Origin of the sequence: Phocaeicola sp. RTP21198st1_B8_RTP21198_201120, assembly GCF_040929485.1 — a bacterium.
Classification (GTDB): Bacteria; Bacteroidota; Bacteroidia; order Bacteroidales; family Bacteroidaceae; genus Phocaeicola; species Phocaeicola dorei.
The window spans coordinates 1-1292 of the sequence record NZ_JBCOCI010000307.1; the positions used below are offsets into that span (position 1 = coordinate 1).

General features: G+C 40.3%; 1 protein-coding gene and 1 pseudogene. Both read left to right on the plus strand.

The features are described from left to right. Positions 1-843: pseudogene (locus tag AB5935_RS25730) on the plus strand (Ppx/GppA family phosphatase); the annotation flags it as partial. Between the two features lie 156 nt (positions 844-999). After that, positions 1000-1292, plus strand: a 293-nt coding sequence (locus tag AB5935_RS25735; RefSeq protein ID WP_368327841.1) for a GNAT family N-acetyltransferase, incomplete at its 3' end; no start/stop codon positions are given.

The following is a 1292-nucleotide window of genomic DNA, read 5'->3' on the forward strand; positions in this document are numbered from 1 at the left end:
TCAACGAGGATAATGCGCCCGAATTAATGAGTAAGGTACAGCTCATCCGTATTCCGTTACGGTTGGGAGAAGACGCCTTTACTGTGGGGGTTATCTCTACAGAAAAAGAGAAGAAACTGATTCGGCTGATGAAAGCCTACAAACAATTAATGAAGATATATGATGTGGTAGACTATCGTGCGTGTGCCACCTCTGCCATGCGTGATGCACGTAATGGCAAGGATATCGTTCAGCAGATCGTCAAAAAAACGGGTATCCGTGTAGAAATCATCGACGGAAGAGGCGCATATTGTTTACGACAATCATATCGAACAGTTATTTGCTTCAGGACAAAATTACTTGTATGTAGATGTAGGAGGTGGTAGTACGGAAATTAATCTCATCAGCAACGGTGAACTGAAAAATTCCCGTTCATATAATATAGGTACGGTACGTATGCTTAGCGGTATGGTAAAGGAAGAAGAAAAGGAAGCTTTGCGCACTGACCTGATAGGGCTTGCCACAGAATATACCCCTATCAGCATCATCGGTTCGGGAGGAAATATTAATAAGTTATTTCGTTTAGCGGACAAGAAAGACAAAAAAGCGTCTCTCCTACCCATCGAATCACTGCAAGATATATATGAAACATTAAAAGCCCTCTCTACCGAACAACGTATTAAGCAATATAAGTTGAAACCGGACCGGGCCGATGTTATTGTTCCTGCTGCAGAGATATTTCTCGAGATAGCTACTCATGTAAAAGCTAGCGGAATTATTGTACCTACCATCGGACTGTCCGACGGTATTATAGATAGCTTGTACACGCAAAACATGAACAGGCCTGATTCTCCGCAATCTTGATGAATGAATATATAAAAAACTCCTGATACTAAGTCTGGATATACTAGTATCGGGAGTTTTTGTCTCATCTTGCTATAATGTATAGATTCATCTTTAAAAGAGTTAGGTATTCGGATTTTGTTCTTTATATTTGTGCAACTATATATTTGAAACAATATGGATATAAAACTTAGAATTGAGCAATCTTCGGATTATCATGAAACCGAAAACATTACACGGGAAGCATTCTGGAATCATTATTCTCCGGGATGTGACGAACATTACCTCCTTCATATTATGCGTAACCATCCTAAGTTTGTGCCGGAGCTCGATATTGTTGCAGAACATAATAACAAGATTGTCGGTAATGTTGTCTGCCTCAAATCATTTATCATGGCAGATGACGGTAACCAATATGAGGTTTTGAGCCTGGGGCCCATTTCTGTCCTCCCCGAATACAAACAGCAAGG